The following is a 26426-nucleotide window of genomic DNA, read 5'->3' as shown; positions in this document are numbered from 1 at the left end:
CATGAAATCAAAATCTTTATTCCCTACACATGAGCCAATGGGCAAACTGCCTTTCACACAAGGGCCGAAGCATTTTTATAAGTGCTTAACCGTAGCTGTTGTGATTGGTCTGCATGTGTTTGTTGTCTGGATGCTGAGCCATTTAATTGAACCCTATACTTTTGCGACATCACCAAAAGTAGATGCTTTAAAAGTAAGTTTTGTGTCATTGGCACCTGCTAAAAAGCCATCACCTGACCAGACTGAAAGTAAGCCTATCGAAAAAAGTTTAGCGCCGGAATCTACGTTAAATAGTTCGGTATCCTCTATACCTGAAGAATCAAAAAACTCGCCTAAAAATGTTCAAACATTAGCGTCAAAAACTGCTTCTAAAGAGGTGGTGCAAAATAATTTAAGTGATAAACAGCAAGTACAACCAAAAACGAGTTTAAACAATTTAGCTTCGTCTCAACCAGTGCAGCCTATAGAAAGGCGAGCGGCCCATACTGATAAAAAACTGAGTTCAACCGCTCTTGAACAAACGCAAAGAGAGCGCTTGCTAGAAAACACCAGCAGCACAACCAAAAGTGGTGGCGTTAAAACACCTGCAACGCAGCAAGAATATTCCAAAGCACCTAGCACTCAAGTTGAACACGATGACGTTGTTCAGGTGAGTAGTGTGGACGTGCTGAGTTTTGGCGGGCTTGACTATGATGACCGCGAGTTAAAACAACAAAATCGTTTGGTTGAGCTTCGTATTCGCATTAATGAAAAAGGGCAGCCGATTGACATTCAATTACGTCAAAGTTCGGGCATTGCCAGCCTTGATGAACGGGTCATGCAAGCTGCACGTAAATCCAGATTTAAACCCCACAAAATTAACGGTCGCGCCGTGACCATTGTTGTGGATTTTCCAGTCCAACTCAAACTTAATCGGGGCCGTTAACCGATGAGCGATATCCATTTTGCAGGAGAAAGATGATGAACTCATCTACAGAACAAATCATGAGTAACAGCTTGTCTTTACGTTTGAAACAAGAAACCGCTGCTGAACATGAACGTATGCATCAATTAATGTCACAAGCAAAGGTGTTTTCAAGTAAAGAAAAATACGCACAATTTACGTTGTCTCAATATTACTTTCAGCGCGAAATTGAACATCTTTTTGAGAAAGAGGGTGTGGCAGGACTGATTCCGGACCTTGATATTCGCGGCCGCTCAAAACAAGCACTTGCCGATTTAAATGATTTAGGTATTCAACCTAACGGACAGCGATTACACAGTGAAAACGTACAGCTACCCGAAGCTTTAGGCTGGATTTACGTGTCTGAAGGTTCAACCTTAGGGGCTGCATTTTTATTTAAAGAGGCCCAAAAACATTTAGGGTTTTCTGAAACGTTTGCTGCGCGTAATTTGGCAGCCTATCCCGAAGGGCGCGCTAAAGTCTGGAAACGTTTTGTGCAATCACTCGACGAAACAGGTTTCGACCAGACCCAGCAAGATCGTGTTGTACAAGGTGCTTTAGATGCATTTGGATATTTTGGTCAGGCGCTTGATCAGCTTGATGAATTGAAATAGTAAAAAGTGGATAAAGGGCATACTCGGTATGGACAAACTCAATCAAGTAAATGTGATCGTAAAGCATAAGCAGTCGTTAGTACCAGCTCAACCAGTCAGTAAGCTTGCCCGTTCTGTTTGGGCGCGCTGGGTGTTTATTGGTTTGGCTTGGTTATGTATTGCGCTTGGTATATTGGGTATTTTTATTCCGGGTTTACCCACCGTCGATTTTATAATTTTGGCTGTTTTCTTTGCGGCTCGAGGCTCTGAAAAACTTCATCAATGGTTTCGAAATCATCGTTATATTGGTCCACTCATTCGCGAGTGGCAAGAACATCGGCGTATTCCTAAAAAGGCAAAATATATTTCTACAGTAAGTATGAGTTTGGCGGCTGTTCTTATGATTTGGACCATTCCACATCCGTGGTTTGTCTATCCAGCAATTTTATGTATGGCTGGGGTATTAATTTGGATGTGGTTAAAAAATTGAAGATTTATGATTGACACTGTTGCATAGTACGCTTCATTGTTTTTACAAAATCACGTGGTACTTCGGGGCTTTGTAAACTTAAGCTTCCAAGTTTAAGCATCAGTTTAGGGGAATATTGACGTTCTAAGCGATGATAAATACATGTACAACTTGCACGGCTATGACCTGCTGCCATACATTTTAAATAGAAATCACGTTGAGCATTATTTTTCTGACCTGCAAAGGCAATAGATGCAAATAATAATCCGCCTAGAAAAACTGAATAATTATAAAATGACATATATCTACTCGTGATTGTTTTTTTCATTATCCATATTTTGGCATAACTTTTTCAGGTTCAAAATCAGTTGATATCAACTTGCGGCTTCATCATAGTTAGAACTGTTTTAGAGGTCAAATTGATTTGAAGATGATCACTGTTTTATTGTCCTTAAAGTAGACAATTTTGATTGTTGCTATTTTAAAGACAGTGTTACGACATTACACACCCTATTTTTTTACATCATTTTTTGCTTTCATAAACGTTTAAGCATTATTCATTTTTAAATCATTTATATACAACTTAATTGCTTTAAGATTTTAATTTAATAGGATATTTTTTATGGCAGACACCCCAATTAAAAAAGAGACAGAAAGTACATGGGCAATATGTCGAGATCCTGTTTTACTAACTATGGTTGGTGGGGCGATTGATACCATTGGCTTTATTGCGTTGTTTGGTTTCTTTACCGCGCATGTGACGGGAAACTTAGTGTTGGCAGGGGCGGCATGGGTTAAAGGAGGCGCGGGAATATGGATTAAGCTCGCAGCTATTCCGCTATTTATTTTGACTGTAGTGATTACCAAGCTTTTGATTGACCGTAGTCAGGTGAAGCATAAAACGCTGTCTTATTTATTTTTGTTTGAAGCTCTCTTTCTATGTGCTTTTATGGTTGCGGGGCTTTATTTTGAACCTTTTAAAAATCCAGATGCAATTACGGTTGCAGTGACCGGTGGGCTGGGTCTAATTGCCTTGGCAATTCGCAATACTTCAAGCAAAACGCTCATTAAAAATATTAGTCCAAGCACCATGATGACAGGCAATACCACGCAGCTCGGTATTGATATTGCTAACTTGCTTAAAAACAATAATGCAGCCAATTGGGCAAGTTTACTCAAAAGTGCCAGTATTGTTGTGGGGTTTGTGATTGGTGCTTTCTTGGGTGCAATTTTGTATGTCTATTTTGATTTTTGGAGTGTGGCGCCGTTTATTTTACCGATTTTTTATTTTTCTTATTTAGCTTCACAGCAAAAGTTTAATCAAGCTTGATTGAACTCACCAATAATAGGCCTGAATGAAATGTGATTCAGGCTTTTTTCCGTAATAAAGGAAAACGGAAGCTGAGCTGAAATTGTTCGTTCATCGCTTTACAGGCATAATGACCTGATGGGGAATACATTCGATTAAGGAATGCAGAATGACAAAGTCTTACCATTATTCAGTGATAACAATAATGGCTTTGCTCAGTGGCTGTCAGGTCATTAATTTAAAAGAAAGTAATTTAAGCAATGCTTTAAAAAGTAAGAATGAAAGTATTCTGACCGACGGCACCTTAAGCCATCAAACCCAAAACTTACTGTATTTAGTCAAAGAAGATGAAAAAACTTGCCTGCAAAATTTTGATGATTGTTTAAAGCAAATTCAAAGCTTGTCTGAAAATAGTAGCCGAGAAGAGCGCTATGCTGCGCTGAGCGAAATTTATTTAGCAAAAGCTTTAGATGTTGGGCGTAGCAGCCAGTGTAATGTCATTAATAAAAGTAAAAATTGTGTTGAGCAAGAGCTGGCTTTGTTCGATAAAAGCTTGCGCTATAGTTACGTTTATTTATTTGACTCTGAAGAGTCTCCGTTCGATCGGGTGTTTGACCATCGCCAAAATCAGGTGCGTATTTTTTATAACGTCGCTTTGTCGAAGCTCATGACCACGTATTTTAATCATTTAAATACGCATCATTTTCCACCTCTGCTTAAAGCAGACGGGCATCAATATCATGTCAATTTTGACCATGCCGTAGATGTACAAAAAATTGAAGTCGATACTTTTCGCTCTAGCTATAACATGAACTTTTCTGGCTTTAATACCGTTAACCGTAAAGATGGCTTAGGGGCCGAGTTTATTGTCGGGCGTAAAGAAAATGATGTAAATCATGGCTTCATTTTAGACCCCGATGCTTTTTACGCTCATCAAACCAATCCTAATATTCATTTACCACGTTTCTTTCCAGTTACCGCCATTGCTTATCCTAAACAAACCGCAACAGCCAATCAGGTGATTGCAGGGGCAGAGTTAGAAATTGCGATGTTCGATCCATATCGACAAGATCGTGTAAAAGTTGAAGGTGTGGACTATCCACTCACAGCAAACTATTCGGCGCCTTATGGACTTTGGCTATCGAAATATAATTTAGGTGCCGCAGGATATTGGTCTTTAATTAATAAAGAATCCAATTTAATTATGCCGCATTTATATATGCTGGAACCTTTTAACCCCAATAAAAAAATTATTGTATTTGTTCATGGCTTGGCGAGTAGTCCAGAGGCTTGGGTGAGCCTAACCAATGACATTATGGGCGATGCTGAATTAAGACAAAACTATCAAGTCTGGCAGGTGTTTTATTCAACCAATATGCCGATTTTTGAAAGCCGTTTTCAGATTTATTCATTGCTGAATCAGGCTTTCCAAAACATTGCCAAAGACAGCTATGCTGCGCATGATGCAGTGTTGGTTGGGCATAGTATGGGCGGAGTCATTAGCCGTTTATTGGTAAGCGATGCCGATGTTTCAGAGCAAGCCATGCAAAAAATGAATGAAGCACAGTTAAATCGTCTAAAAGAAAATCCAGTGATTAAAGAGCGTTTTCAGTTCAAAGCTTTGCCTTATTTTAAGCGGGTTGTTTTTGTTTCTGCCCCTCATCATGGCACAGATTACGCTGACCGATGGTTTACCCAAATTGCCCGCCGTGTTATTCGGTTACCTGCTGACTTTTTTATTGCAGTCGAAATGAGAGATGAGAAAAATACGAAACTCAGAAAAGGTTTAATTGAAAATGGAGCGAGTAATTTAAGTCGTTCTTCTAGCTTTATGCAGCTTACGCAAGCCATTCAACCATCGTCTAACGTGGTCTATCACTCGATTATGGGCAATATTAATGGTACGGCAGATAAGTTAAAAAGCAGTGATGGTATTGTGCCGTATCAAAGTTCACATTTAGGTGGTGAACAGTCGGAACTGATTATTAAAGGTGGGCACTCTATTCAAACTAGCCCAGAGGCGATTTTAGAATTACGCCGTATTTTAAGATTGCATTTAAAGCAGTCAGAGCCTTCAAAATAGAAATTTTATTTTTAGAAAACCACTGCTGAAACAGGCCAGCAGTGGTTGAAATGATTAATTAAGCTGATTTTGTTTGAGCGATTTTTTATGCTCAAAGTAGCTGATTGAAAAAATAACCAAACCGACTAAATACAAGACCACAGACAGCAGCAATAAATCTAATCCTGCTGCATAGAGTAACCAGAGCGCATAAATTGAAGCGACACTTGCAATGGCAATATGTGGCGTGCGTTTGTGACGAATGGATTCTTTAAGATAAAAAGCCGACACCAGAAAATAAGGCAGTAAAATCATTACCGATGAAATCAATAAAAGCTGGGTATAGTTTTTATTGAAAAAATATACGGCAATCAATGCGCCTTGCACGACCAGAGTGGTGAGCCAAAGCGATGAAATCGGCACATTGTTTTGATTATTTTTTAAAAATAATTTCGGGAATGCACCATTTTTTGCAGCCAAATATGGAATTTCAGTGGCGAATAAAGTCCAGCTTAAATAAGACGAAGCAACTGAAATAATAAGCCCAATGGTAATAACGATAGTGCCCGGCAAACCGATGAGCTGCTGTAAAATAGTTGCCATTGATGGGTTATGCATGCCTGCAAGTGCTTCACGACTTACTACGCCATAGGCCAAAACTGTGACCATCACATAAAAACTTAACGCCAGTAACACACCCAGAATAGTGGCCTTGCCAATGTCATAACGGTTTTTTGCACGTGATGATAAAACCACAGCACCTTCAATACCGGTAAATACCCAAAGGGTAATTAGCATAAGGTCTTTCACTTGCTGCCAAAGTGGAACTTTTAAAGAGAAGTCATTTAAGTTGAGTTTGAATAAATCAAACTTAAAGGCAATAAAGGTAAAGAAGATGAAAACCACCATTGGAATGATTTTGGCAATGGTCGCCAGTAAATTCACAATTGCCGCTTCTTTAATACCTCGACTCACCAACCAGTGTACAAGCCATACAAAAATGCTTGAGCCAATGAGTGAATAGAGCGTATTGCCTTCACCAAAAATAATATGGTCTTTGCTGTCGGTAAACATGCCAACGCCCGAAAAGGCAATCACGACATAACCGACAATACCAATGGTGGTACATAACCAATAGCCCCAAGCGGAGCAAAACCCAATCAGGTCACCAAAACCTTCACGCGCATAGTTATAAATACCACCGTCTAGATCTGGTCGTTGGCGAGTTAAATGTAATAGCGTGAGGGCTAAGAAAATAATGCCGACTCCGGTAATGAGCCATGCAACAAGAAGGGCAGAGCCGTTGGCAACCTGAGCCATATTTTGGGGTAGGCTAAATACGCCTGACCCCACCATAGAACTAAAGACCAGCGCTGTAAGAGACAACAATCCAATTTTGGCAGCAGACATGGTATTTATTCTTTAAAAAATTGAGAAAGTTCAGCAATGTGTTCTGGACCAATACCACAGCAACCGCCTACTAAACTTGCACCTGCTTGCTGCCACTGCTTGGCAAAACCAAGATAAGCAGGAGCATCTAAGTCTTTACGAACTTCATCAAGTCCATCGTTGGCAGTTGCGCTGCTATCTTGAGGTGGGAAAGCATTTGCATAGGCACCAATTTGTACAGACTCTGGAATGAGTCCTTTAATTTCATTAATGGCTTGCAAGATCACTTCAGGCTGGCAACAGTTAAACAAAACCGCTTTTGCATTTGACTGCTTTATAAAATCAGCCACTTGTTGCATGTTTTCGCCTGAGCGGAGTAAGGCTTGTTCTTGTGTAATTTCGTCTTGCAGGGTAAACGATACCCAATAGTCCTTACCATCTTTTGGTAATAAGGCATGCACTATTTCGACTTCTTTTAAGCACGATTGAGTTTCTGCTAACCAGAAATCCACCTCTGGTGCCAATGTGTTAATGATGGGTTCTGCAAGGTCTTTAGCCTGCTCAGCCTGAAACAAGTCTGCACGGTAAGAACCAAATAATGGCGGTAAACAACCTGCAATTTTGACATTTTTACCGCTTTCTTTAACTGCATTTTTTGCCTGTTCGATCGCAACTTGAATTAAACGAATGCCGTCAGTTTCAAAGCGTTCTTGCCCGATGTGAAAGGGTACAACAGCATAGTTATTGGTGGTAATGACTTCTGAACCAGCGTTAATAAAATCGAGATGTACTTCTTTAACTGTTTCGGGCGCTTCAATAAGTGCGAGTGCAGACCACTCTGGTTGACGAAATGGAGCGCCACGACGAGCCAATTCACGGCCTAAACCGCCATCTAAAATTTTCATAAATTACAACATAAAGGGAGAAAAAATATTTAAGTAATCTAGCGTGTAGATGGGGCGTATTCAATCGCTAATATGCTCGTTATATTTCTAAATAAATTAGATTGTTATGAATATTTTTTCTTAAAAGGAATTCTGTATATGATGTTCAATTTTACTGATGAACTTCATGTGAAAAAGAAGACTTATTTATATACAGCTATAGACTAAAAAACAAGCTTAAAGTGCGCCATATTGTTGCCAACTTTCCCCAGTGTGCTGAGTTTTATAATACGCTTTAAGTTGCTCAAGCTGCATAAAATGTATGCCTGACCAAATCAATAAACTAATGAATATTAAAACTTTATATAGGCTTCGAATTTTTTTTAAGTGAGTGAACGCCAATGACACAAAAAACAAAGCAGGTAAAAATATAAAGAATTGAACAGAAGAGAAAAATAAATGAGCTGTGCTGAAATATAGCGCTCCAGCACTAATTAGCAGATTTAAAACAGAACATAGCTTTTGATATTTACCGAGCTTAAAAGAATAGGCAGTGATGGCGAGTAACAAGGCTGAGCTGATATAAATCGCTGTACCGCCAATCATCCACATATAAAAACCGCTTACCAAAAGATAAGCCAGTAGCAAAATAAGCACGAGCTTAAAACAAAATGACAAGAGGCGAGAAGATGAGTTCAAAGGCGTCATAGCTAATCTAAATATCTCAACTGAGGTCTTAAAAAAGCAAAAGGACGAATCGAAATTCATCCTTTTGGAATTTTACTTATACATCGTCAAACTTAGTTTGCTTTTGCAACAGGGGCAGCAGCAGTTTCATCGTTTGCGGCTTTGAACGGAGATGTATAGTTCAAGCCAAGTGTAGAACTTGTGTACTGACGAACTTTGTCGAGTAATACAGGATCTTTGCTTAGGTCTTGTTTATAAGAAACAACAATTTCATGAAGCTTCTGATTCCATTTACCTTCAGTTTGCTCAGGGAAAGCTTTTTCAAGCAAGTTAAGCATGATGTATGGAGAAGTCGAAGCACCCGGAGACGCACCTAACAATGCAGTTACAGCACCATCTTTAGACGCAAAGATTTCTGTACCGAATTGAAGTGTAGCTGGTTTACCCGGTTCTTTTTTGATGATCTGAACACGTTGACCACCTTGACTTAAACGCCAGTCTTCAGCTTTCGCATCTGGGTAGTATTTACGAAGTTCATTTAGACGGTCTTCATCTGACATCATCACTTGGCTAACCAAGTATTTAACAAGATCAAGATTTTCCAAACCAACAGTGGTCATTGGTAAAACGTTGTTTTTGTTAGTAGATGCAAGTAAATCAAGCTGAGAACCGTTTTTCAGGAACTTGTTTGAATACGTAGCAAATGGGCCAAACAATACATATTTTTTACCGTCGATATAACGCGTATCAATATGTGGCACAGACATTGGAGGCGCACCAAGTTCAGCACGGCCATAAACTTTTGCTGTGTGTTCTGCAGTAATTTTTGGGTTGTCAGTAATTAAGAACTCACCACCGACAGGGAAGCCAGCATATTGTTTCGCTTCTGGTAAACCAGTAAGTTGCAATAATTTAACTGCTGCACCACCTGCACCAATAAATACAAAACGCGTTTTAACGTGATCTACTTTACCAGTTTTCAAATTTTTGAAAGACACAGTCCAAGTTTTGTCATCATTTTGGCTGATGCCAGTCACTTCGGTTGAAGTCTGTAATTTGAAATTAGGGTTTTGGTCTAAACGATTCACTAATTGTTTAGTGATAGAACCATAGTTTACGTCAGAGCCAACATCCATACGGGTCGCTGCAACTTTTTGGCTAGGGTCACGATCGTTCATTACTAAAGGTGCCCATTGTTTAATAACAGCTGGGTCTTCAGTAAATTTCATGCCTTTGAACAACGGGCTTTGAATCATTGCAGCATAACGTTTTTCTAAGAATTGAACGTTATCGCCCCAAACGAAAGCAATGTGCGGAACTGGGTTAATGAATGATTTAGGTTCAGCTAAAACGCCTTGTTTTACCTGATATGACCAAAACTGTTTAGCAACTTCAAATTGAGAAGCAACTTTTTCAGCTTTGACAATTTCCATCTTACCGTTTTTTTCTTCGGTATAGTTCATTTCCATAAAGCCAGAGTGGCCTGTTCCGGCATTGTTAAAGCCGTTTGAACTTTCTTGAGCAACTTGGTCAAGACGTTCATACATACGAATTTGCCAGTTTGGTTCAAGCTCAGTGAAATAAGTACCGAGAGTGGCACTCATGATGCCGCCGCCAACAAGAACAGCATCAACAACTGGCTCATCTTTTGCAGTTTCTACTTGTTTTGACGTTGTCGGTCTAAACAAGAAAACGATACCTGCAATTAAAATAAGAATGATTAATACCAGAAGGTATTTCAAAAACTTTTTCATGTAAGGGGGACCTTAAAATAAGTTATTTGAGTCACTTAAGGTGTGAGGAAACCTAGACAGCGTATCCAGACAAAATGGATATAAATGCGAAGTACATTCTCAAAATCAGAGAACTTATAAAAAAATAAAATTACTTGGGATTATCGCAAACACACTATATTTTAGACTAATTTTGCATTGACAAGACAATTTTTATAATAAATGGGGTTCATCAAAATCATAAATATGATTTATATTTGATCAATTTGAGCTTTAATAAGATAATTTTCAATAATTATTTTTAATTAACTATTTGAAATATAGTTAATAAATTTTATTTGATTAAAGTTAAATCATTTGAAGAATATACGTATATAAAGATAGATGATTTTTTGTTTCATGCCATATTGATGTAAAACAGCTTTTTTTGAAGAGCTTATTTTCTGTCATACATCGTTCTTATTAATGCTTGGATTATAAATATTAAATTAAGGGTATATTTCTGCATAAGAAATATACCCTTTAAGATTTTATGAGGCTACATAGAATGGTGCAGTTGAACGTGGTAATGCTTCACGTCCACGAATTTGGTCTGCAATTTTCTCGGCAATCATAATGGTGGTTGCATTTAAGTTACCGGTAATAATAAGCGGCATGATTGAGGCATCAACCACACGTAAGCTTTGCATACCATGGACGCGGCCTTGACCATCCACGACAGCCATTTCATCTTCACCCATCTTACAGCTACAAGACGGATGATAAGCCGTTTCTGCATGGTTACGAACAAAGTCGTCAAGCTCTGCATCTGTTTGCAAATGTTTTCCCGGACTAATTTCTTCACCACGATATGGATCAAGAGCAGGTTGCTGCATGATTTCTCGGGTGATACGAATCGCATCACGGAACTCACGCCAGTCTTGTTCACTCGACATATAGTTGAACAAGATACTTGGATGCTCAAACGGATCTTTTGATTTAAGTCTAATACGGCCACGTGAAGGCGAACGCATTGAACCAACGTGTGCCTGAAAACCATGCTCTTTCACTGCATTACTACCGTTGTAGTTAATGGCAACGGGCAAGAAATGGTATTGAATGTTTGGCCATTTGAACTCATCTGAACTACGGATAAATCCGCCTGCTTCAAACTGGTTACTTGCGCCAATACCTGTTCCATTAAATAACCACTCTGCACCAATGGCAGGTTGGTTATACCATTTCAAGGCAGGGTATAAAGAAACAGGTTGCTTACATTTATATTGCAAGTACATTTCTAAGTGGTCTTGCAGGTTTTCACCTACACCCGGCAAATCATGAACGACATCAATGTCCATTGATTTTAAGAAGGTACTTTGACCCACACCAGAGCGCTGTAAAATTTGTGGAGAAGCAATTGCACCCGCACACAGTAAGACTTCGCGTTTGACCAATGCACGTTGTAAGTTGTTTTGGTCAGCCCCGATAATATATTCAACACCCACGGCTTGTTTTTGATTAAACAAGATTTTGTTGGTTGTTGCATGAGTCAAAATAGTGAGGTTAGGACGGCCTTTTGCCATATCCAGATAACCACGTGCGGTACTTGAACGACGACCTTTAGGCGTTACCGTGCGGTCCATTGGGCCGAAACCTTCTTGCTGGTAACCATTTAAGTCATCAGTACGCGGGTAACCTGCTTGTACGCCAGCTTCAACCATGGCATGGAACAATACATTGTTACCATTTTTTGGTGTAGCAACTGACACAGGGCCATTGCCACCATGGTAGTCATTTTCACCAATATCACGGGTTTCGGCTTTTTTGTAGTATGGCAAACAGTCAGCATAAGACCAGTTTTCTAAGCCTTTATGGGTTGCCCATTGTTCTAAATCCATTGCATTACCGCGGATATAGCACATACCATTAATTAAAGATGAGCCACCTAAACCTTTACCACGACCACATTCCATACGACGGTTATTCATGTGTGGTTCAGGGTCGGTTAAATAAGCCCAGTTATAACGGCGGCCTTGAAGAGGGTAGGCCAAAGCTGCCGGCATTTGAGTACGAAAATCCAAACGATAATCTGGGCCACCAGCTTCTAACAATAAAACAGTGGTATCTTTGTCTTCAGTAAGACGTGCAGCAAGTACATTTCCGGCAGATCCTGCGCCAATGATAATGTAATCATATTCTTTAATATTCATAACTATCCTTTTTTTACTAACAGTTTGCCTGAGCAATCAATAAAGATTGCTCTGCATATGTGATTTAGGTTGACGTGTTTAAGGCAATTGATGCATTAAAAAATGCTTTGATAATCGCCAAGTTCAACTTGAATAGATTTGATACGGGTATAGTGTCCAAGTGTGGTTAGGCCATTTTCACGGCCTACACCAGATTGTTTGTAGCCACCTACTGGCATCTCGGCAGGCGATTCGCCCCAAGTGTTAATCCAGCAAATACCAGCTTCAATTTGGTGAATAATGCGATGAGCGCGGCTAATGTCTTGAGTGACAACGCCAGCAGCTAAACCAAAGGTTGTATCGTTAGCACGACGAATCACTTCTTCTTCAGTCTCGTAGCTTAAGATGCTCATGACTGGTCCAAAAATTTCTTCTTGAACAATTGCCATCTGGTCATTGCAGTCGCTAAATACCGTCGGTAGTACATAAGCGCCTTTAGTAAGGTCACCTTCTGTTGCACGTCCACCACCAATTAAGACTTTAGCGCCTTGTTGTTTGCCTGACTCAATGAAAGACAAAACTTTTTCCATATGAGGGAAGCTGGTGAGTGGCCCGAAGTTGGTTTCTTCAGCCATTGGGTCACCAATGCGAATACGTTTTACACGTTCTACAATGGCTTTTTCAAAGTCGGCTAAAAGAGATTTCGGAACAAAAACACGCGTACCATTGGTACAAACTTGGCCTGAACTAAAGAAGTTCGCCATGACAGCAATATCTGCTGCGCGATTAAGGTCGGCATCTTCACAAATAATCAGTGGTGACTTACCACCAAGTTCCATCGTCACTTCTTTAAGTGTAGAACCAGCCGCGCTTGCCATGACTTTTTTGCCAGTTTCGACACCACCTGTAAATGAGATTTTCTCAATTACTGGATGTTCAGTGAGCCACTGACCAATTTCACGGCCTGGCCCTTGAACTACGTTGAATACGCCGTCTGGTAAGCCAGCTTCTGTATAGATTTCTGCAAGTTTGAATGCAGTAAGAGGAGTGGTTTCACTAGGTTTGAAAATCATGGCATTACCGGCAGCAAGGGCAGGGGCAGATTTCCATAAAGCGATTTGAATTGGATAATTCCAGGCACCAATACCTGCTACCACGCCTAAAGGTTCGCGGCGTGTATAAAAGAAACTTGATTCGCGAAGCGGAACTTGTTCACCCTGAATGGCAGTTGCAAGTCCTGCATAATATTCGAGTACATCTGCACCAGTCACAATGTCGACGGTAGATGTTTCGCTGTAGGCTTTACCAGTGTCGAGTGTTTCAAGACGGGCAAGTTCATCATTACGGTCACGTAAAATGTCGACTGCGCGACGTAAAATACGAGAGCGTTCCATGGCAGTCATGGCAGCCCAGATTTTTTGTCCTTGCTGTGCGCTTTGTACAGCAGCTTCAATATCTTGCTCAGATGCTTGCTGAAGAGTTGCGATCGTCTCGCCGTTGGCAGGGTTAATACTATTAAATGTTTTACCACTGGTTGCTTTAACGTAGCGTCCATGGATATACAGTTGTTGAACTTGTACATCACTCATTTTGTCTCTCCTGCAAAGGCTTATTCGCAAATTGCACTTGCGTTTGTACATAATCGTAAGCAATGGAACGGGCAAGATTGCTGTCAAATTCGTTATGACGGCTTAAACTGCCTCGTAACCATAATCCATCAATCAATGCTGCCAACCCTCTAGCGGCAACACTGGCCTGTTGCTCATTCATTAACTTGAGAAAATAAAATTTCAAGTTGGAGTACAGGCGTTGATCATTAATCTTTTGCAAACGGCTTAAGTCTGGTACATGCATACTTGCAGACCAAAAGTCTAACCAGACCCGCATTGCTTTTTCATTGACCTGACTAATGTCAAAGTTAGAGTCGATAATTGCCTTAATCTGGCTCTCTGGATGCGAATCTGCTTCTGCTCGGTACTGTTCAGTTTTATGACGCAGAACATTCAGCATTTCTTGCATACAGGTATTGATCAACCCTTGTTTGTCGCCAAAATAATGGCTGACAATGCCGGTCGACAGCTCGGCTTTTTTTGCAATTTGTGCAATGGTGGTATTGGATAACCCCACTTCATAAATTACGTCGAGTGCAGCGTTCATAATTTCTTCACGTCGCACGTGCTCTGGTTTTACTCTGCGTTTTGTCATGTTTTTCCACATCAGCACTTTTAGTGGTGCTTTAAATTCAGCATGTTAACTTGCAGAGCATCATAGCACTTTTTTTATCATACTTGTTATTGATTGAACGTTCAATCAATAACAAGTATGATATGTAAAAATCAATGAATTTTTGAAGATTGCCTCTAGGAATAAAGAGGTAAAATCGAAGATTCTTAAGGATAGGATGATGCGCATAAGTACATTACTTATCACGTTATTTTGAGAAAATACACCGATTGCAAGGAGCAATAAGATGGTGTTGAAAAGTGATAGATATTCTTCAGACCATATTCGGTTAAATCGTTTTGTATTTTGGAGTTCGGCCATCAGTATTGGCATTTTTGGCCTACTTTTTGTGCTGTTTCCAGAAAAAAGTCAGTTTTGGTTGACCTATATACAAGAGCAAGTAAATCACTTTTTCGGGTGGTATTACATGCTGGTGATTGTGCTTTGTCTAGGTTTTGTGGCTTGGCTCGCTTTTTCAAAAGTAGGGCAGATTCCCCTAGGAAAAGACGACGATAAACCTGAGTTTACTTATTTGGCATGGACTTCAATGTTGTTCTCGGCAGGTATTGGTATTGCCTTACTTTACTATGGTGTTGCCGAACCTGTTGATCACTTCTTGAGGCCACCAGAAGGTGAGGCTGGAACCATTCAAGCTGCACGAAATGCCATGACCTATAGCTTTTTGCATTGGGGGATTCATGGTTGGGTGCTCTATGCATTGCTTGGAGTCACTTTAGGTTACTTCGCTTTTAGACAAGACCTACCTTTAGCCTTACGTTCGGCGCTATATCCAATTTTTGGAGAGCGTGTTCATGGCTTAGTGGGAGATTTTGTTGATGGTTTTGGAATTTTAGCAACGGTTATTTCCTTGGTCACCAATTTAGGAATTGGTGCTTTGGTACTCGTATCTGGTATTTGCTATTTACTTCCTCAAATTCCTGATAACTCTGTGACCTTAATTACTGCCGTTTTGGTCATGATGTTTGTTGCCACAATTACGACAGTGGTCGGCATCGAAAAAGGTCTGGCATGGTTATCTCGTATTAATTTACGTCTGCTCTATGCCTTACTTTTATTTGTATTTTTAACGGGTCCTACAAATCATTTATTAAATGGTCTTGTGCAAAATACAGGTGATTATTTAAGCAATTTTATTGGTAAAAGCTTTGATATGTATTTATACAACCAAAAGGCAAGTGGCTGGTTAGGTTCGTGGACAGTATTTTATTGGGCATGGTGGATTGCTTGGGCACCTTTTGTAGGGATGTTTATTGCCCGTATTTCAAAAGGACGTACAATTAGGGAAGTCATTCTGGGTGTATGCCTGATTCCATTAGGCTTTACGCTGGCTTGGATCTCGGTTTTTGGAAATACGGCAATTTACTTTATCTTGCAGCAAAAACAGAAAGTTTTGGGTGATATGGTCTTAACTGATCCAGCATTATCTTTATTTAAGCTACTCGAATATCTGCCGTTTAATCCTTATGTTGCTGGCATTGTTGTTGTAATTTGTTTCGTTTTATTTTTGACACCAGTTGGCTCTGGTACACTAATGATCGCTAATTTGTCCTCAAAAGGGGGCACCAATGATAGTGATTCACCGATCTGGTTACGCGTCTTTTGGTCTGTGGTAATTACCATTGTAAGTATTGGCTTGTTACTGGCCGGTAGTTTTAACTCCATGCAAAGCGCTGTGGTGTTATGTGGTTTACCATTTTCAGTCATTATTTTGCTTTATATGTTTGGTTTAGCCAAAGCGTTAAAGCAAGATGATTTTGACCCTCAATTAGTGAAAAAGCAGTTAGCTGTTTCAAAAGACATTTCGGTCCCATCGAACTGTGACCAGAATAAAGTGACTGAGGTTTTATAACCTCAACCGATCACATCTATATATTATTTTTTTGCGTTTAAAGTCGTCTTTTCATTGTTTTAAATAAGAGTGAAAAGACGAAATTAAATATTTTGTTTTTATTTTTATTCCTTGAGGATTGTATGGCAACAGATAATCCAAGAGCAGTTGATGATTTAACATTATCTAAATCTAAAAAAGACCCGCTCAACCGTGTGGTTTTTTATTTTTCAGCTGTACTTATTTTAATTTTTTCTCTCGTCACGTTTTTGTTCAACGATTTTTCAAACCGAATCATGAACACCGTACTTCAGTGGGTAACCTCAACCTTTGGTTGGTATTACTTGCTTGCCGCAACACTTTACATGGCGTTTGTGATTTTTATTGCCTGTTCAAGATATGGCAATATTAAGCTAGGACCTAAGCATTCAAAACCTGAGTTTAGTTTACTTAGTTGGTCAGCCATGCTGTTTTCGGCCGGTATCGGTATCGATTTAATGTTCTTTTCGGTTGCTGAGCCTTTATCTCATTATATGCAACCGCCAGTAGGTGCAGCTCAGACTTATGAAGCCGCACGCCAAAGTATGGTCTGGACATTGTTCCACTATGGTTTAACTGGTTGGTGTATGTATGCCTTAATTGGCATGTCATTGGGATATTTTAGCTATCGTTATAATCTGCCGCTTACCATTCGCTCTGCACTCTACCCAATTTTTGGTCAAAGAATTAATGGTGTAATTGGACATAGCGTTGATACAGCTGCCGTTATCGGGACAATTTTTGGTATTGCAACGACCTGCGGGATTGGGGTGGTACAGCTAAATTATGGACTACATGTGTTACTGGGGGTGCCAGAGAATATCTGGATGCAGTTTGCCCTGATTGCCATCGCAGTTGGGATCAGTATTATTTCGGTGACATCAGGCGTTAATAAAGGCCTGCGGATTCTATCTGAAATCAATATTTATGTTTCGATCGGCCTCTTACTGTTTATCTTGTTCTTGGGAAATACTGAGTTTTTACTCAATGCCCTTGTTCAAAATGTTGGTGATTACTTAAGTCGTTTCCCGTCTTTGGCCTTACAAAGTTTTGCGTTTGAACAGCCTAAAGAGTGGATGAGTAGCTGGACCTTGTTCTTCTGGGCATGGTGGATTGCGTGGTCTCCATTTGTAGGGCTTTTTCTGGCACGTATCTCAAGAGGGCGTACCATTCGTGAGTTTGTGTCCGGTACTTTAATTATCCCGCTTTTATTTACGATCACGTGGCTATCTATTTTTGGTAATAGTGCGTTGCACAGCGTTATTTTTGAAGGGAACCAAACCTTAGCTGCTACTGTGTTGGCGAATCCGGCTCATGGTTTTTATGATTTGTTAGCACAATATCCGGGCTTTACGTTTATTGCTTCAATTGCCACCGTAACAGGGCTTTTGTTCTATGTGACTTCTGCTGATTCGGGAGCGCTGGTTTTAGGTAACTTCACTACCAAGTTAACGCATATTGATAATGATGCTCCGCGTTGGTTGAGTGTGTTTTGGGCAATTGCGATTGGTTTGCTCACGCTAGCGATGCTGATGACTAATGGGATTACAGCTTTGCAAAACGCAACCATCATTATGGGATTGCCGTTTAGTTTCGTGATGTTCCTTGTCATGGCAGGACTTTATAAGTCCTTAAGGCTTGAAGATTATAGGCAGGCCAGCCGAAGTATGAATGCAGCTCCAGTGGTAGGGAATGTTGATATTCTGAATTGGAAACAGCGTTTAACTCGAGTGATGCATCATCCCGGAACCACTGAAACTCTGCGCATGTTAGATACAGTTTGTCGACCGGCTGTTCAGGCCGTTGCTGATGAACTTATTAAGCAGGGAATGAACGTGGATGTGCAGCAAACGCTACTCGAAGATGAAGATACGCTTTACCATCTCGACTTCACTATTCATTTGGAAGAAGAACAAAACTTTGTTTACCAGATCTGGCCTGTACGCTATAGCGCACCGAATTTCAGTCAACGTGTGAAACGGGGTAAACAGTTCTATTACCGACTTGAAACCTATCTTTATGATGGCTCTCAAGATAACGACCTAGTGGGGTACGGTAAAGAACAGGTTATTAATGACATTTTAGATAAATATGAAAGACATATGACGTTCTTACATATTAATCGTATTAGCCCAGGGAACCGACCTTTGTTCCCAGATCCACAAGCTTAAGAGGACAATGCATGGCTTCTCCTTATCTACATTCTTTTGCTTTATTTTTCTCTTTGCTCAATCCATTTTTAATGAGCATTTATATGATTGGCCTAATCCGCCATTCAGAAACAAAGGTGTTTAATAAAGCACTGATTCAGGGAAGCTTGATTGCTTTTGTTGTGTTCATGCTATTTGCATGGGGCGGCGAAACAATTTTTAGTAAATATCTGAATGTACGTTTTGAAGCCTTCCAGATTTTTGGAGGCCTTATCTTTTTAGTCATTGGCTATCGTTATGTTTTTCAGGGTGCCGATACGATTGGTGAAATGCGTGGAGCGCCAGAACATCTGGCTGGCACCATTGCAATGCCATTTATGATTGGTCCGGGAACCATCAGTGCTGCTGTGGTTACAGGCATTGAAATGTCAATTGGCGAGGCAGCCCTAGTGATTGCTTTTACTCTATTTTTAACCTGTAGTATTTTGATTTTGATGAAATTTTCACATGATCATTTACGCTATAAACATGCCAAACATATCGACCGTTACTTTGATATTGTGGGACGTTTATCTGCTTTATTAATCGGAACGATCGCCATTGATATGATTATTAATGGTGTGACAGGCGTTATTACTAAAGTATAGCGAGTGATCTGTAAGACCCTGCTATGCCATTAAGCGTGGAATAAAATGGCATAGCATGTTCTATAAAACTTTAAAATAAATGATGCAGCTATAAAAAATAACTTTAAAAATAATGCCTTAAAAAATTAGATTTTAAAAAACAATCAGAGATATTAAAAAATACAATGCCATGTTGTGGATTTAATCATGTTTTTTTTGTGAATTATCAACCATAATGTTGACTGAGCTTGTTTTAAGACACAGAGTTGAGCTATGCCTACATTAGATGAAATAACCACAGCAACTGATGATCAGTCTGAATTGACGATGTCAGTTTTGATGACGCCTGATATGGCAAATTTTTCAGGTAATGTTCATGGTGGTACGATTCTAAAACTACTAGACCAAGTCGCTTACGCTTGTGCAAGTCGTTATTCGGGTGGCTACGTGGTGACTTTATCTGTAGATAAGGTGAATTTTAAAGAACCTATTTATGTGGGTGAGCTGGTAACCTTCTTGGCAAGTGTTAACCATGTAGGCCGTACTTCAATGGAAGTGGGAATACGTGTTGAAGCCCAAAATATCCAGAAGCGTACAGTGCGCCATACCAATAGCTGTTATTTCACTATGGTTGCTGTTGATGAACAGAGCAAGCCATGTGAAGTGCCTCAATTAAATCTAAATACAGAGTGGAAACGTTGCCGCTTTGAAGCAGCCGAGCACCGTAAGGTTTTACGTCTACAAGAAAATCACAACCCATCTTGTAGTATGTATAAAAAATCTTCTTAAAAAAAAGGATCGAACCGCAGCATGGTTCGATCCTTTTCTTCTTTACTGAAATTCAGCATCCATTTTTCATTTCAGTAAAATTATCTCTGAGCTTGGAGGAGAGTGCTGAGAGAATTAACGAGTTGCAGGAGCAGCTTCAGAAGCAGAACCTACAGCATCAGATGCAGCATTTGCTGTGTTTGCTTGTTCTTGAGTTGAAACAACAACTTTCTCTTCAGCAGCAGTGCTGTGTGCTTGTTCATGTTTAGAAGCAGCGAAAGTTGAAGCAGCAGTTAAAGCTAAAGTTGTTACAAGTAGAGTCTTAGCTAATTTCATTTTATGGCATCCTTAAATTCATTAAAAAAGTAAATCAAACCTAATCATTTAAACCTACATGAAACGTGTATGGCTGAATGACTAAGCTAGGACACATGCTAAGCCGAGCTTGGGATTACATCAATTAACTTAACAATCTATTACGCCTATCTTAACAATATGAAATATACGGGCCGTTTATGTGCGGAATCTGTAAAGTTAACTGGCTTAAATACACCTTAAAATGTGTAAAAATATTTCTTCTTGAATGAAAAAAAACCAATTGTGTTACGTAAACCTAACACTCTGGCATGAATTGTGAATGCGTATAAATAGAATATTCCGTTTGAATTGTAATTATCTAAAGTTAATTTAGATTTTAAGTGAGATGTAAGTCTCATTTTTAGTTTGTTAAGTAAAAATTAAAAAATCATCGGCCAAGTTTAAAAATCATTTACATGACAAAAAAGAGTGATATACCTAAAATGTTTTAGACCGTTTTAGTTTTAGTTTGAGTGACTTGTGAAATTTATTGCCCAAAAAACTGTTCCTACCCATATTATTTCCGGTTTTTTAGGGGCGGGAAAAACCACGTTATTGCAGCATTTATTGAGTCAGAAGCCTAAAGATGAGGTCTGGGCTGTATTAATGAATGAGTTTGGGCAGATTGGAGTAGACCAACAACTCTTACCTCAAGATGAGGGATATGCAGTCAAAGAGTTATTAGGTGGTTGCTTATGTTGTAGCAGTCAATTGCCTATGCATATTGCTTTAGCTCGTCTATTGAGTGAACAAAAGCCAGACCGACTATTTATTGAACCGACTGGACTTGGGCATCCTTCGCAGTTATTGGATCAACTGACTGAGCCGCATTGGCAAAGTAGTTTAGCCATGCGAGCATTAATTACTGTTGTAGATGGTAGCCGTTTACACGATACCAATTGGGTTAAACAAAACCTTTATGAAGATCAGTTAAAAGCTGCCCAAATTGTGGTGGTGTCACATACAGATGTGATGACTTTTGAAGATGATCAGGCACTTGAGTTATTAAAAGAAGAGTATCAGCCTTATCAACAAGAGTGGATTAAAACTGAACATGGTCAGTTAGCGTTAAATAAAATTGATGTGGCCGCTCGTTTAACCGAGCGCTCCATACAACCTTTACTCAAACTTCAAAAACAAATGACTGAAACTGAGGTCGTGAAAGAAATTCATCAGTTACCTTATCATTATGTCGAGTCGGCACAAGGTTATATTGTCGCAGGTTGGAAATTACCTAAACGCTGGAAGTTTGAGTTTTATGCTTTGCTTGATGTGTTATGTGCACAAAAAGATTGGCTACGAATTAAGGGAATTTTTAATACGGATCAAGGTTGGAAAACCTTTAACTTTAATCCTCAGCAATTTAATTATAAGTCTGGCGAAGAGGGAATTGATAACCGGATTGAAATGATTAGCCAACATGAACATGATTGGTTGGCATTTGAAACTGATTTGTTGAATTGCCGAATTGAAGAGTAGAGAACATTGAGAAAAAAGATGATTCAATGTTCTCCAGAACGGATTTAAGGTTTGGTATTTAGCACGGCTTTAGCTTGAGCATGGTCAATATCTTTTTCCCAATGGGCAATCACTACAGCAGCAACACAGTTACCAATCAAGTTGGTGCAGGCACGAATAATGCCAATGAACCAATCGACTGAAAGTAGAAGTACTAGGCCAATCGCAGGGAGGCTTGGAATCACTGAAAGCGTGGCTGCAAGAATAACTAAAGCTGAGCCGGGAATCCCGTGTGCACCTTTAGAGGTAATGAGTGAAACCAGCAAGATAGCCAGCAAGTCATGCGTAGATAAATCAATATTGCAGGCTTGTGCAATAAAAATAACAGCTAAAGTTAAGTAAATTGAAAATCCATCTAAGTTAAAAGAATAACCAGTTGGGATAACCAGTCCTACAGTTGAATCTTTAATTCCCAGATTTCTGAGTTTTTTCATAATTTGGGGTAAAACAGAGTCAGAAGATGCCGTACCCAAAACAATGGCTAACTCATCTTTAAAATAAGCCACAAATTTGAAGATATTGAGACCTGTGAGTTTTAAAATTGAACCTAAGACAACCACAACAAATAAAATGCACGTTGCATAAAACAGTAAAACCAAATAGCCCAATTGTAGGAGTGAATCTAAACCAAATTTAGCCGTGGTATAGGCCACTGATCCGAACACACCAATAGGCGCTAAACGAATAATCAGTCCCATAATTTTAAAGAAGACTTCAGAAAAAGCTTCCAAAGCCTGACGTACCAGCTCTGCCAAATGTTTAGGAATTAAAAGTAGTGCTACACCAAATAAAATAGCGATTAATAAAACTTGTAAAATATCGCCGTTTGCAAAAGCAGCCGTGAAGGTTTTTGGAATAATATTGAGCAGAAATTCTGAACCTGTGTGCATTTCATGTGCACGTTCGGTATAGGTGCTTAAATCTTTTGCATCTAAATGGCTGATATCGATGTTCATGCCGACGCCTGGCTTGAATACATAGGCAACCACAATGCCTAAAACTAAAGCAATACTGGTGACCACTTCAAAATACAGAATGGTTTTTGCACCGACTTTGCCCATTTTTTTGATGTCATTTGCACCATAAATACCGAGTACAACCACACAGAACACAATTGGTGCAATCAGCATCTTAATTAAAGAAATAAAACCATCACCCAATGGCTTTAAAGATAGGGAGAAATCATGAAAACCAGCTCCAACTGCAACACCAAGAAAGAGAGCACAAAGAACCTGTAAAAATAAACTACGCTTGAGTTTTTGCCACATAAGTCATCAATTTTAGAAAGAGGAGAATATCTCTTCTAAGCAAAAAGCCAGCCAACTCTAAAATAAGTGGAGCGTTTTGGAAGAATATGCAAATTTCGCCATCGGGATGTTTTGCATTACTCAGTTTTTTTATAATTTTTAGCTAAAATCGAGTATCCTTAGCGCCAAATTTTGGAACATATTAATCATGGCGCTTAAAGCAACAATTTATAAGGCAGACTTGAATATTGCCAATATGGATGACCATATTTATGGTGATTACCAGCTGACGCTTGCCTTGCATCCTTCAGAAACTTTAGAACGTTTAATGGTTCGTTTGATGGCCTTTGCCCGTTTTGCAAGTGATGAGCTTGAGTTTACAAAAGATCTTTTTGAAACTGATGAACCAGCGTTATGGCAAAAAGATTTAACGGGTCAGTTAGAAACGTGGATTGAAGTGGGCTTACCTTCGGAAGATAAAGTTAAAAAAGCGAGTGCACGCTGTAAACAAGTTGCGATTGTTGTGTATGGCACACAAGTCGAAGAGTGGTGGAAGAGAAATAGCAAAATTAAAACGTTAAGTAACGTTCAGGTTTGGCAAATCGCACCTGCAAGCACAGCTGAGCTAGAACAACTCTGTGAACGTACCATGCAGCTACAGTTAAATGTGATGGATACAGAGTGGACTCTTTTAGGTGAAAAGGGTCAGGCAAATGTTGTGTGGACGCAGTTACAGTAAAATAGAAAAGCGCAACAAATTCTACAGATTCAATTGGTACACTAAGTACCAGTTGCTATTTAAAGATTCTGTTTAAGGGGTAAACCATGTCAAATGAATTAGAAATTATCGATTTAAAAGTAGGTGAAGGTAAAGAAGCGGTTAAAGGCGCTTTGATTACGACTCACTATACAGGTTGGTTAGAAGACGGTACAAAATTTGACTCTTCAATTGACCGTGGTAATTATTTTGAATGCGTGATTGGAACAGGCCGTGTCATTAAAGGTTGGGACCAAGGCATTATGGGAATGAAAGTTGGTGGTAAACGCAAATTAATCGTGCCTGCTCATTTAGCATATGGTGAGCGTAAAATGGGTAAGATTATTCCAGCTAATTCTAATTTAATTTTTGAAATTGAATTGTTTGATGTCAAAACTCGTGACTAGTGAAAAACTTAAAGCCCTTTAGAGGGCTTTCTTGTTTATATGAGCTTTAAATATAAATACATTCATAATTTATATTTTAGCTTTTTGAATATTTAAGCTTATTTTCAGATTATTTGATTATAAATGCTGACTGAAAAACTGTTCATTTGTGGGCAGGATGATATTAAGACCAAATTTCAGAAAGTTTGCGTCTTAACATTAACTTTCACATAAATAATCTATATTGTTATTGAGACGCTATTTCATGACTATCCGCTTTGCATCTCCTTTGTTGAATCTTACGCTTGGATTAGCCCTTACTGGCATGTCTGGTATGGTATTGGCTAAACCACAAAAAATTGATGCTTCAACACTTACGGTCATTGGCTATCATGAAATTACTGATACAAAAAATGCAATGATTCCTGAGTATGCGGTAACGACTCAACAATTTACACAGCACGTTGAATGGTTGCAAAAGAATGGTTTCCATTTTATTACCGTTGATCAATTAATTCGTGCGCATCAAGGCAAATATCAACTGCCGACTAAGCCAGTATTATTGACCGTAGATGATGGTTATCAGTCTTTTTATCAAAATGCATATCCTGTTATTAAGGCAAAAAAGATTCCGGTTGTTTTGGCTGTAGTCGGTTCATGGTTAGAACCGAAAGCAGGGCAGAAAGTTGACTTCTCTGGTGAGGAAATCTCTCGCGATAAAATCTTAAGCTGGGATGAACTTAAAGAGATGCAAGACAGCGGTTTAGTCGAAATCGCGAATCATAGCTATCATTTGCATCGTGGTATTACAGGAAACCCGCAAGGCAACTCTGAACCTGCTGCGACCACGCGTTTTTATGATGTTAAAACACAAACATATGAGAACGATGCACAATATCAGGCACGAATCTATAACGACCTGAAAAAGAATAATGACTTATTAAAAGCGCATGGCTTACGTTCACCACGTATTATGGTATGGCCATATGGTCGCTATAATATGCAGACTGTTCAAATTGCAAAAAAATTAGGCATGCCCGTGACCATTACGCTTGATGATGGGGCTGACCATGCAAAACAATCTCTACAAAATATGAGCCGTATTTTGGTAGAAGGCGGAATGACAACTGATGATTTGGCTCAAGAAATTAAAAACCGTGAATTAAATTTAACGGATAATAATCGTCCGCAAAAAATCATGCATATTGATCTGGACTATATTTATGATCCAGACCCGAAACAACAAGAGCGTAATTTAGGACACTTGTTAGATCGAATTAATGGCATGGGTGTAAATACAGTTTATTTACAGGCATTTTCAGATCCAGATGCGAATGGTTCTGCTGATATGGTTTATTTCCCAAACCGTCATATTCCAATGCGTGCAGACTTGTTTAACCGTGTTGCATGGCAGATTCAAACGCGCACATCTGTAAGCCGTATTTATGCATGGATGCCTTTATTGGCGTGGGAACTACCAAAAACTGATCCTGTTTCTAAGGACTTGGTGGTGACTCAGCAGGAAAAAACAGGTGAACACCTTAACATGGGGTATATCCGTTTAAGTCCATTCTCACCAGAGGCGCGTCAAACGATTCGTGAAATTTATCAAGATTTGGCAAAATCAACGCCTTTCAATGGACTTTTATTCCACGACGATGTCACCTTATCTGATTATGAAGATGCAAGCCCTAATGCTTTAAAAGCCTATGCGAAACAAGGTTTGCCAACAGATTTAGCAAAAATCCGTGAAAACGATCAAGACTTGCAAAAGTGGACTGCATATAAGACAAAATATCTAGATGATTTTGCGATGCAACTCGTTGATGACGTGCGACAATATGAACCGTTCTTGGTGACTGCACGCAATTTATATGCTCAAGTTGCTTTAAAACCATATGCGGAAAATTGGTACTCTCAATCTCTTGAAGAGTCATTAAAACGTTATGATTTTACAGCTATTATGGCAATGCCTTATATGGAACAGGTCGATAATGCTGATCAATTCTATAAAGATATGGTTGATCGGGTAAAACAATACCCGAATGGCATCAAGAAAACTGTTTTTGAATTACAGGCAACCGACTGGCGTAAAAACGAAAAGGTACCTTCAACTGAAATGGCAGCAACAATTCATTCTCTTTATCAGCAAGGTGTAATGCATGTTGGATATTACCCTGATGACCCAATTAAAGATCATCCGGATGTTGACGTAATGCGTAAAGCATTTGCTGAAAAATCATCTCGTCTTGTGCCGTAGTCGGGGCTG

Annotated in this window: 23 protein-coding genes; 13 read left to right on the top strand and 10 right to left on the bottom strand. The window is 39.4% G+C overall.

The features are described 5' to 3' along the window. Position 1: 1 nt before the first annotated feature. From ACB088_RS11705 to ACB088_RS11695, 3 genes are read left to right on the top strand one after another with little or no spacing between them, the layout of a single operon-like run. Positions 2–925 (top strand): energy transducer TonB, encoded by a 924-nt coding sequence (locus ACB088_RS11705; protein ID WP_375037045.1) that lies wholly within the window; start codon positions 2–4, stop codon positions 923–925. 32 nt (positions 926–957) lie between these two features. Then, positions 958–1557 (top strand): biliverdin-producing heme oxygenase, encoded by a 600-nt coding sequence (locus ACB088_RS11700; RefSeq protein ID WP_375037044.1) that lies wholly within the window; start codon positions 958–960, stop codon positions 1555–1557. Positions 1558–1585: 28 nt separating this feature from the next. Then, the gene (locus ACB088_RS11695) at positions 1586–2026 is read left to right on the top strand and encodes a YbaN family protein (RefSeq protein ID WP_375037043.1); all 441 of its coding nucleotides are present in this window, start codon (positions 1586–1588) and stop codon (positions 2024–2026) included. A gap of 4 nt (positions 2027–2030) precedes the next feature. On the opposite strand, the gene ACB088_RS11690 is transcribed toward ACB088_RS11695, so the two are convergent. Next, positions 2031–2306 carry a hypothetical protein gene (locus tag ACB088_RS11690; RefSeq protein WP_017391749.1) on the bottom strand — a complete coding sequence of 92 codons (276 nt, stop codon included), beginning with the start codon at positions 2304–2306 and terminating at the stop codon, positions 2031–2033. A 321-nt stretch (positions 2307–2627) separates the two neighbouring features. Here ACB088_RS11690 and ACB088_RS11685 point away from each other — a divergent pair, with 321 nt between their 5' ends. Together ACB088_RS11685 and ACB088_RS11680 are read left to right on the top strand one after the other, a co-directional pair. Beyond that, a complete protein-coding gene (locus ACB088_RS11685; RefSeq protein ID WP_375037042.1) occupies positions 2628–3335 on the top strand; it encodes a YoaK family protein in 708 nt (235 codons plus the stop codon). 148 nt (positions 3336–3483) lie between these two features. Further along, positions 3484–5397, top strand: coding sequence for an esterase/lipase family protein (locus ACB088_RS11680; RefSeq protein ID WP_375037041.1), 1914 nt, complete (start codon positions 3484–3486; stop codon positions 5395–5397). A 54-nt stretch (positions 5398–5451) separates the two neighbouring features. Here ACB088_RS11680 and ACB088_RS11675 read toward each other — a convergent pair whose 3' ends face one another. The 7 genes from ACB088_RS11675 to betI form a co-directional block, all read right to left on the bottom strand. Continuing rightward, on the bottom strand, positions 5452–6786 hold the full coding sequence (locus ACB088_RS11675; protein WP_005303228.1) for a basic amino acid/polyamine antiporter: 1335 nt from the start codon (positions 6784–6786) through the stop codon (positions 5452–5454). A gap of 5 nt (positions 6787–6791) precedes the next feature. Continuing rightward, positions 6792–7670: a homocysteine S-methyltransferase family protein gene (locus ACB088_RS11670; protein WP_375037040.1), complete on the bottom strand. Its 879-nt coding sequence runs from the start codon at positions 7668–7670 to the stop codon at positions 6792–6794. 216 nt (positions 7671–7886) lie between these two features. Then, entirely contained in the window at positions 7887–8357 is a 471-nt protein-coding gene (locus tag ACB088_RS11665; RefSeq protein WP_375037039.1) for a hypothetical protein, read from the bottom strand. 92 nt (positions 8358–8449) lie between these two features. Further along, positions 8450–10090, bottom strand: coding sequence for a malate dehydrogenase (quinone) (mqo, locus tag ACB088_RS11660; RefSeq protein WP_209830177.1), 1641 nt, complete (start codon positions 10088–10090; stop codon positions 8450–8452). Between the two features lie 509 nt (positions 10091–10599). Next, a complete protein-coding gene (betA, locus tag ACB088_RS11655) occupies positions 10600–12258 on the bottom strand; it encodes a choline dehydrogenase (RefSeq protein WP_092707655.1) in 1659 nt (552 codons plus the stop codon). A 95-nt stretch (positions 12259–12353) separates the two neighbouring features. Then, positions 12354–13826 carry a betaine-aldehyde dehydrogenase gene (gene betB / locus ACB088_RS11650; RefSeq protein WP_375037038.1) on the bottom strand — a complete coding sequence of 491 codons (1473 nt, stop codon included), beginning with the start codon at positions 13824–13826 and terminating at the stop codon, positions 12354–12356. Further along, a complete protein-coding gene (betI, locus tag ACB088_RS11645; RefSeq protein ID WP_003653164.1) occupies positions 13819–14442 on the bottom strand; it encodes a transcriptional regulator BetI in 624 nt (207 codons plus the stop codon). The genes betB and betI overlap by 8 nt, the downstream gene beginning before the upstream one ends. 265 nt (positions 14443–14707) lie before the next feature. Between betI and ACB088_RS11640 the strand changes: the two genes are divergently transcribed. The 4 genes from ACB088_RS11640 to ACB088_RS11625 all read left to right on the top strand — a co-directional run bounded on the left by ACB088_RS11640 (position 14708) and on the right by ACB088_RS11625 (position 19913). Continuing rightward, positions 14708–16330, top strand: coding sequence for a BCCT family transporter (locus tag ACB088_RS11640; protein ID WP_375037037.1), 1623 nt, complete (start codon positions 14708–14710; stop codon positions 16328–16330). 122 nt (positions 16331–16452) lie between these two features. Further along, on the top strand, positions 16453–18519 hold the full coding sequence (locus tag ACB088_RS11635) for a choline transporter (RefSeq protein WP_375037036.1): 2067 nt from the start codon (positions 16453–16455) through the stop codon (positions 18517–18519). A gap of 11 nt (positions 18520–18530) precedes the next feature. Beyond that, entirely contained in the window at positions 18531–19145 is a 615-nt protein-coding gene (locus tag ACB088_RS11630) for a MarC family protein (RefSeq protein WP_003653161.1), read from the top strand. 252 nt (positions 19146–19397) lie between these two features. Then, the gene (locus tag ACB088_RS11625) at positions 19398–19913 is read left to right on the top strand and encodes an acyl-CoA thioesterase (protein WP_003653152.1); all 516 of its coding nucleotides are present in this window, start codon (positions 19398–19400) and stop codon (positions 19911–19913) included. A 114-nt stretch (positions 19914–20027) separates the two neighbouring features. Here the strand turns inward: ACB088_RS11625 and ACB088_RS11620 are convergent, their stop codons facing one another. Next, complete coding sequence (locus ACB088_RS11620) at positions 20028–20228, bottom strand: hypothetical protein (RefSeq protein WP_375037035.1); 201 nt, start codon at positions 20226–20228, stop codon at positions 20028–20030. 501 nt (positions 20229–20729) lie between these two features. Between ACB088_RS11620 and ACB088_RS11615 the strand changes: the two genes are divergently transcribed. Then, a complete protein-coding gene (locus ACB088_RS11615; protein WP_375037034.1) occupies positions 20730–21728 on the top strand; it encodes a CobW family GTP-binding protein in 999 nt (332 codons plus the stop codon). Positions 21729–21772: 44 nt separating this feature from the next. On the opposite strand, the gene dctA is transcribed toward ACB088_RS11615, so the two are convergent. Next, a complete protein-coding gene (gene dctA, locus ACB088_RS11610; RefSeq protein ID WP_375037033.1) occupies positions 21773–23035 on the bottom strand; it encodes a C4-dicarboxylate transporter DctA in 1263 nt (420 codons plus the stop codon). A 187-nt stretch (positions 23036–23222) separates the two neighbouring features. Between dctA and ACB088_RS11605 the strand changes: the two genes are divergently transcribed. The 3 genes from ACB088_RS11605 (at position 23223) to pgaB (ending at position 26417) form a co-directional block, all read left to right on the top strand. Then, positions 23223–23753, top strand: a complete 531-nt coding sequence (locus ACB088_RS11605) for a YaeQ family protein (RefSeq protein WP_056478432.1) — start codon at positions 23223–23225, stop codon at positions 23751–23753. Between the two features lie 86 nt (positions 23754–23839). Beyond that, the gene (locus ACB088_RS11600; protein ID WP_002117532.1) at positions 23840–24178 is read left to right on the top strand and encodes an FKBP-type peptidyl-prolyl cis-trans isomerase; all 339 of its coding nucleotides are present in this window, start codon (positions 23840–23842) and stop codon (positions 24176–24178) included. Between the two features lie 244 nt (positions 24179–24422). Then, entirely contained in the window at positions 24423–26417 is a 1995-nt protein-coding gene (pgaB, locus tag ACB088_RS11595; protein WP_375037032.1) for a poly-beta-1,6-N-acetyl-D-glucosamine N-deacetylase PgaB, read from the top strand. The last annotated feature ends 9 nt before the right edge of the window (positions 26418–26426 follow it).

Origin of the sequence: Acinetobacter sp. RW6 (genome assembly GCF_041956835.1) — a bacterium.
GTDB classification, from domain to species: Bacteria; Pseudomonadota; Gammaproteobacteria; order Pseudomonadales; family Moraxellaceae; genus Acinetobacter; species Acinetobacter calcoaceticus.
This window is presented reverse-complemented; position numbering and strand designations above follow the sequence as displayed.

Bases quoted from the DNA above. Each gene is read 5' to 3' on its own strand.
- ACB088_RS11635 (WP_375037036.1), top strand. From the start codon at position 16,453: ATGGCAACAGATAATCCAAGAGCAGTTGATGATTTAACATTATCTAAA.
- dctA (WP_375037033.1), bottom strand. From the start codon at position 23,035: ATGTGGCAAAAACTCAAGCGTAGTTTATTTTTACAGGTTCTTTGTGCT.
- pgaB (WP_375037032.1), top strand. From the start codon at position 24,423: ATGACTATCCGCTTTGCATCTCCTTTGTTGAATCTTACGCTTGGATTA.
- betB (WP_375037038.1), bottom strand. From the start codon at position 13,826: ATGAGTGATGTACAAGTTCAACAACTGTATATCCATGGACGCTACGTT.
- betI (WP_003653164.1), bottom strand. From the start codon at position 14,442: ATGACAAAACGCAGAGTAAAACCAGAGCACGTGCGACGTGAAGAAATT.
- ACB088_RS11625 (WP_003653152.1), top strand. From the start codon at position 19,398: ATGCCTACATTAGATGAAATAACCACAGCAACTGATGATCAGTCTGAA.
- ACB088_RS11605 (WP_056478432.1), top strand. From the start codon at position 23,223: ATGGCGCTTAAAGCAACAATTTATAAGGCAGACTTGAATATTGCCAAT.
- ACB088_RS11620 (WP_375037035.1), bottom strand. From the start codon at position 20,228: ATGAAATTAGCTAAGACTCTACTTGTAACAACTTTAGCTTTAACTGCT.
- ACB088_RS11665 (WP_375037039.1), bottom strand. From the start codon at position 8,357: ATGACGCCTTTGAACTCATCTTCTCGCCTCTTGTCATTTTGTTTTAAG.
- ACB088_RS11685 (WP_375037042.1), top strand. From the start codon at position 2,628: ATGGCAGACACCCCAATTAAAAAAGAGACAGAAAGTACATGGGCAATA.
- ACB088_RS11700 (WP_375037044.1), top strand. From the start codon at position 958: ATGATGAACTCATCTACAGAACAAATCATGAGTAACAGCTTGTCTTTA.
- ACB088_RS11705 (WP_375037045.1), top strand. From the start codon at position 2: ATGAAATCAAAATCTTTATTCCCTACACATGAGCCAATGGGCAAACTG.
- ACB088_RS11680 (WP_375037041.1), top strand. From the start codon at position 3,484: ATGACAAAGTCTTACCATTATTCAGTGATAACAATAATGGCTTTGCTC.
- ACB088_RS11675 (WP_005303228.1), bottom strand. From the start codon at position 6,786: ATGTCTGCTGCCAAAATTGGATTGTTGTCTCTTACAGCGCTGGTCTTT.
- ACB088_RS11695 (WP_375037043.1), top strand. From the start codon at position 1,586: ATGGACAAACTCAATCAAGTAAATGTGATCGTAAAGCATAAGCAGTCG.
- betA (WP_092707655.1), bottom strand. From the start codon at position 12,258: ATGAATATTAAAGAATATGATTACATTATCATTGGCGCAGGATCTGCC.
- ACB088_RS11670 (WP_375037040.1), bottom strand. From the start codon at position 7,670: ATGAAAATTTTAGATGGCGGTTTAGGCCGTGAATTGGCTCGTCGTGGC.
- ACB088_RS11690 (WP_017391749.1), bottom strand. From the start codon at position 2,306: ATGTCATTTTATAATTATTCAGTTTTTCTAGGCGGATTATTATTTGCA.
- ACB088_RS11640 (WP_375037037.1), top strand. From the start codon at position 14,708: ATGGTGTTGAAAAGTGATAGATATTCTTCAGACCATATTCGGTTAAAT.
- ACB088_RS11600 (WP_002117532.1), top strand. From the start codon at position 23,840: ATGTCAAATGAATTAGAAATTATCGATTTAAAAGTAGGTGAAGGTAAA.
- mqo (WP_209830177.1), bottom strand. From the start codon at position 10,090: ATGAAAAAGTTTTTGAAATACCTTCTGGTATTAATCATTCTTATTTTA.
- ACB088_RS11630 (WP_003653161.1), top strand. From the start codon at position 18,531: ATGGCTTCTCCTTATCTACATTCTTTTGCTTTATTTTTCTCTTTGCTC.